Source organism: Streptosporangium sp. NPDC006013 (genome assembly GCF_040614275.1).
Taxonomy (GTDB): Bacteria; Actinomycetota; Actinomycetes; order Streptosporangiales; family Streptosporangiaceae; genus Streptosporangium.
This window is the reverse complement of record NZ_JBEXUE010000642.1, coordinates 1-4,723: the sequence shown is the minus strand read 5'-3', so window position 1 is coordinate 4,723 and position 4,723 is coordinate 1. Positions and strand designations below refer to the sequence as shown.

General features: G+C 68.7%; 6 protein-coding genes. 3 read left to right on the top strand and 3 right to left on the bottom strand.

Annotated features, from left to right (window positions below):
- Positions 1–407 precede the first annotated feature (407 nt).
- Together ABZ260_RS46860 and ABZ260_RS46855 are read right to left on the bottom strand one after the other, a co-directional pair.
- A complete protein-coding gene (locus ABZ260_RS46860) occupies positions 408–740 on the bottom strand; it encodes an NIPSNAP family protein (protein ID WP_355631295.1) in 333 nt (110 codons plus the stop codon).
- Between the two features lie 202 nt (positions 741–942).
- On the bottom strand, positions 943–1,263 hold the full coding sequence (locus tag ABZ260_RS46855; RefSeq protein WP_355631292.1) for a tyrosine-type recombinase/integrase: 321 nt from the start codon (positions 1,261–1,263) through the stop codon (positions 943–945).
- A gap of 24 nt (positions 1,264–1,287) precedes the next feature.
- On the opposite strand from ABZ260_RS46855, the gene ABZ260_RS46850 reads away from it, so the two are divergent.
- Entirely contained in the window at positions 1,288–1,857 is a 570-nt protein-coding gene (locus tag ABZ260_RS46850; protein ID WP_355631289.1) for a pyridoxamine 5'-phosphate oxidase family protein, read from the top strand.
- 164 nt (positions 1,858–2,021) lie between these two features.
- Positions 2,022–2,300, top strand: coding sequence for a hypothetical protein (locus ABZ260_RS46845; protein ID WP_355631286.1), 279 nt, complete (start codon positions 2,022–2,024; stop codon positions 2,298–2,300).
- 585 nt (positions 2,301–2,885) lie between these two features.
- Here the strand turns inward: ABZ260_RS46845 and ABZ260_RS46840 are convergent.
- A complete protein-coding gene (locus ABZ260_RS46840) occupies positions 2,886–4,094 on the bottom strand; it encodes an MFS transporter (protein WP_355631283.1) in 1,209 nt (402 codons plus the stop codon).
- Between the two features lie 59 nt (positions 4,095–4,153).
- Between ABZ260_RS46840 and ABZ260_RS46835 the strand changes: the two genes are divergently transcribed.
- On the top strand, positions 4,154–4,684 hold the full coding sequence (locus tag ABZ260_RS46835; RefSeq protein ID WP_355631280.1) for a hypothetical protein: 531 nt from the start codon (positions 4,154–4,156) through the stop codon (positions 4,682–4,684).
- Positions 4,685–4,723: the final 39 nt, after the last annotated feature.

Here is a 4,723-nt window from a genome sequence, read left to right as displayed (position 1 = left end):
CGGTCTCACAAACATCTGGTGAGGAAACCGCCCAGCTCCGCGACGTCAGCTTGATACACACGCTCCGTTACCACCGAAAGTGAGCCAGAGCCGTTAACTGGACACCCCCTGAAGGCAGCACAGCGACACGGGAGTGTCAGTGGAAGCGCTGCTGTCGGCTTCCGATACCTCCGAGTATCGGAAGCCGAACCCCGAATGACTTCCGATACTCCAGCCTGCTGAGGTCTCCAACACCCTGGAACCACTTCCGATACTGCAAGGCCTGATCGGCTGGGCCGCGATGGGCCCGTCGCCATCAAAGAGTGTGACGGGCGTCACCGAAACTCTCCTGGCGCGGTGAGGTGCCGCGCGAGCTGTCCTCTCGGGAACTGGAGGAGATCAAGGCCCCCGGCCAAGCCGAGTGAGCCTCATCGCCGCAGGGCTTGTACGGCCTCCGGGGATGCCTCGACCACGATGGTGTGGTAGCTCTCGATGCGCGAGACGATGGCCTCGCGCGGCCCCTGCCGCCAATCCCGGCTGGAGTAGAAGGCTTCCTCCTGCTCTCGGTGCGCCTCGAGCGAGCTGAAGGTGCGGATCAGGTATGCCTCCTCGTGACCGTCCTCCTCCACCAGCGACGCACCGCAATCGATCACATCAATGCCATATTTCTTCACCAGTGGTACGGATTCCTCGCGCATCACCCGGACGAACTCGGCGCGAGTGCCAGGCCTAAGGCGATAGGTGCGAATTTCAAGGATCATGGCGGGAGGCTAGCCCCAAACAGTGGCATCCTGTGTCAGTTGGACCGGGGGGGCGTCGTCGGCGTCCTCGGGGGCATGGCATGGGCGGCGCGCTGTCCGCCCTGCTCACGAGGTTTTCGATCTCGCCATGGCCGGAATTATCCGTACCTGGGGTGCCACCGGAATATGGCAGAAACAGGCCACGAGCTGAGGTAGCAGCTCGTCAGCGGTGGTCGCGGCGTCGTCGTGCTGCGCGGATCTCGGCGTCGGCGACGTCGTCGTTCAGGAGTGTGTAGAGCTGGGTGGTCTCGATGGAGACGCCGGCGTTGATGAGTTCGGTGGCGTGGGCGTGGCGGAGTTGGTGGATGTCGATCTCGACCCCGGCCGCTTCGCAGTAGTTCTCCCACCGGTGGTGGGCGGCGTCGTAGGACAGGGGTCCGCCGGAGCCGTTGATGCCGGCGCGGAATGCGGGCCCGTACCGGTAGCCGGTGCGGATGAGGTAGAGCTTGAGGAGGGCGACGTAGCCGCGGTCATCCAGGAGCACGGTGCGGGCGGTTCCGCCTTTGCCGTGGATGCGGACGTGTTCGTCGTCTTGGCGCAGGTCGAAGTCGTCAGCTGGGTGGCGGGCGGCGGCGCTTGCGTGATTCTGATGCCGACGATGAGGAGTGACAAGCCAGCGGAGGGGGCAGTCGAATCAAGAGCGGCGAGGCATAAGGTAGCTCTCATGTTCCGTGATGAGGATCTTGCCCTGCTCGCACGGCCGCTGTACGCCTTCCTCACCGTTGCACCACGCGGTGAACGCTGGCCCACGCCGCGCCCGGTGTGGTTCGAGGTAGCCGACGACGGCGATCTGCAGATGTTCTCCGTCCCGGAGGCGCCGAAGCTCGACCGTCTCCGGGAGCACCCCCGTGCTTCCGTCGTCGTCGCGGCTCCATCTGGTGAGCCCGAACACTGGGTGGCGGTGGAGGGTTCGGTCACTCTCCACGATCAGGGTGGCGCCGAGCTCGCTGCTCGTCTCGCCGAACGATACTGGGACATGAACGACCCGAACCACCAGAGGTTCCTCGATGAGTGGCGTGTCAGGGGCGTGGTGCGCATCGTCGTTCACCCAGAGGTGGTCAACCGCTTCTCCGCCTGACAGGTGACAGCCGGCTTGCCGCCGAGGCGGCCGATCCGGGCACCGCCGCGACGCTGTCAGGGGTTCCAGTAGTAACGACGCAGGAAACAACGGATATGCAGGTCAGCGGCCCCCTTCCAAGCTGTGCCCGAAGGTTCTTAAGGGAGCTCTGACCTGCGTATCCGTTGAAAATTTCGCCGATACTACCGGGACCCCTGCGCGCCGCCGCCCCCGACGGGTTCCGGCTGCTGTTTCGCCACGCCGCCCGCGAGCCCGGCTTCCGCGACCTGATCGACTTCATCACCGCCGCCTCCCGCGAGGCTGCCCACCGCAACCTGATCCCCGCCTTCACCCTGGAAGCCGTCATCGCCTGGCTGGACGCCGGCCAGCCCGACCCCGGCCAGGCCGCCGACCGCATCGCGGCGGCCGTGCACGGCGTGATGGCCGCCGCTCAAGGCCACTGAACGCGGGAAAGCCGTCGGCCCGTCCTGGTTGGCTGTCGTGCATGACCACGGTGAACCAGGAGCGGGGGCATGACGAGCATCCGAACGAAAAGTCCCGCTAGCAGAGCAAAGTTGAGCGGCTTGCCGTGACTTTCCGTTCGGATGCGCTTCGCCGGAAGGTTTCCACAGGTCATAAGCCATGCAGGGCGAGGTTAGTGGGGCTGCGAGGCGCTGACTGCGGACGCGAAAGTGATCCACGACGGGAGCGCGATGGCGTCGACGACGTCCACCGCCATGGCTTGCTTGAGCACCCCCTCGGCGAGCCAGTCGGCGAGAAATCCACTCGTCCTCGGCCACCAGTATCGGCCGGCCTGTCGTTAAGGAGGCTGCTACCGAGTACACGCAAGCGGTGTTAGCGCAGGTAGAAGGCGCCGGAGTTTCGATCGTCGGAGCGCTCGATAGCCAGCGCGGCCGGCTGGCCCTGCCGGACTACAGATTGCTGATCAGGTGGATGGGCTGACCGTCCTCTTTACGCGTGATGCCGATGGCGGGCGTCTGCGACCTAGACCAAACCCTCCTCCGACATCGGCCGCTCCTCATGCGCTGCTACGCCCTCGGCGACGCGAGCACACGCCAGAGACCCAATACGGCCAGCAGGGACGCCGCGCCCGCCGCACCGACGACCAGGCCGGGCGCTGCCACCTCGCCCAGCGCCCCGCCGCCGGCCGCGAACAGCCCCTGCAACGTCATGGTCCCGGTCAGCGCCAGCCCGAAAGCCTGGCCTCGGTTCGCCTCCGGCACCGCCTCCAGGAAGCGCCGGGCCAGCCCCAGCTGGTACGCGACCCCGAACCCGGACACGGCGAGCAGCAGCGCCGCGGTGACCGGCCCGGGCGAGAGCACGAACCCGAGCAGCGGCGCGCCGAGCAGCAGCGCCAGCGGCCCGGCCAGCCGTTCCCTTCGTTCCGGAGTGACCAGCCGGCCGATCACGAGGTCGCCGATGAGCATGCCGAGCGCCACGGCGGTGAACAGCAGCCCGGCCGAGTCCGGCATGCCGATCTGGACGGAGTACGGGACGAGCACGCCCTCGGCGCCGACCACGAGCGCGGGCGGCAGCCACTGGGCCAGCAGCAGCGAACGGATCGCCGGCCGGCGCAGCAGTTCGCGATTGACGCGCCAGGTCTCGCGTACCGCGTACCCTGCGGCCGTGCCGCGGCGCGGCTGCTCGGCCAGCCGCAGGCGCAGCAGCGCGGCGGACAGTAGGCAGCTCGCCACGGTGATCCAGAGCGCGCCGTACGGGCCGAGCGCCGCGATCAGCATCCCGCCCACGGCGAAGCCGAGCACCTGCGTGCCGCCGGCGGCCATGGAGAACACGGCCCGGCCGAGCACGTACCGGTCGCCGTCGAGCAGTTCGGGCAGCAGCGCGCTGCGCGCCGCGGAGGCGACCGCGCTGGGGATGCCGGTGACGAACACCAGCACCAGCGTCGCGGTGGGGGAGAGCAGCCCGGCGGCGAGCATAGCGGCGACTGCGGCGCGGACCAGGTCGTAGCCGACCATCACGGCCCGCGGCGGCCACCGGTCGGCGTACGCCAGCAGCAGCGTGCCGCCGAGGGCGTAGGGCAGGAAGCCGGCGACGTAGGCCAGCGCGGCCAGCAGGGGCGAGCCGGTGCTGGCGTAGACGGTCACCGAGAGCGCGAGCATCTTCACCGTCTCGCCGCCGAGGAAGAGCGTGTAGCCGGTGAACAGCACGCGGAACTGGCGTACCGCGAACACCTCGCGGTAGGTGGCCCGTGCCGGTGCAGCCTGGAGTGTCGTCATGCGGGCCAGTCTCGGGGCGGTGCAGGCGGAGGCGTTAAGCTTTCGCGTGGAGGCGAAAGATGCTTGCCATCGAAGTCGGGCCGGTCGACGTGGCGCACACCCGCTATGCGATCTCGCCGCTGGGTGAAGCAATGAACGCGCTGCGGGTCGCGGCGGGCAAGCAGCCGGCCGGGCCGCTGCGGCCCTGGGCGGAGCGCATCGCACCGCAGTACGCGCGACTGCTCTGCGAGACGCCCGCGGTCGGGGCGCTGACAACGCTGTTCCGCCGCGGCGGCTACAACGCCGACTTCATCCATCCTCCGCCTTCGGGCCCCGGCGACGACTTCGCCGTCGAACTCGCCGTGGTGCGGGCGACCTCGCTGCGCCAGGTTCGCGCGGAGATCGCCCGCAACCTGGTCGGGCTTCGTACGCCGCCGCGCCACGTCCAGCGGATCCTGGCCGCCCCGGACGTGCTCGCCCGACTTTCGGACGCGATCGAGGCGACCTGGCACGCGCTGGTCGAGCCCGACTGGCCGCGGCTGCGTACGGTGCTGGAGCGCGACCTGGTGCACCGCGCCGGGCACCTCGCCATGTTCTTCTTCGCCCGGTAGGCACGCCGCTCCTGGACATCCTTGCGGCCCGCCCACTCG

What these genes read in the sequence shown, in the direction of transcription:
- ABZ260_RS46840 (WP_355631283.1), bottom strand. Translation starts at nt 4,094, where the DNA reads ATGACGACACTCCAGGCTGCACCGGCACGGGCCACCTACCGCGAGGTG.
- ABZ260_RS46835 (WP_355631280.1), top strand. Translation starts at nt 4,154, where the DNA reads ATGCTTGCCATCGAAGTCGGGCCGGTCGACGTGGCGCACACCCGCTAT.
- ABZ260_RS46860 (WP_355631295.1), bottom strand. Translation starts at nt 740, where the DNA reads ATGATCCTTGAAATTCGCACCTATCGCCTTAGGCCTGGCACTCGCGCC.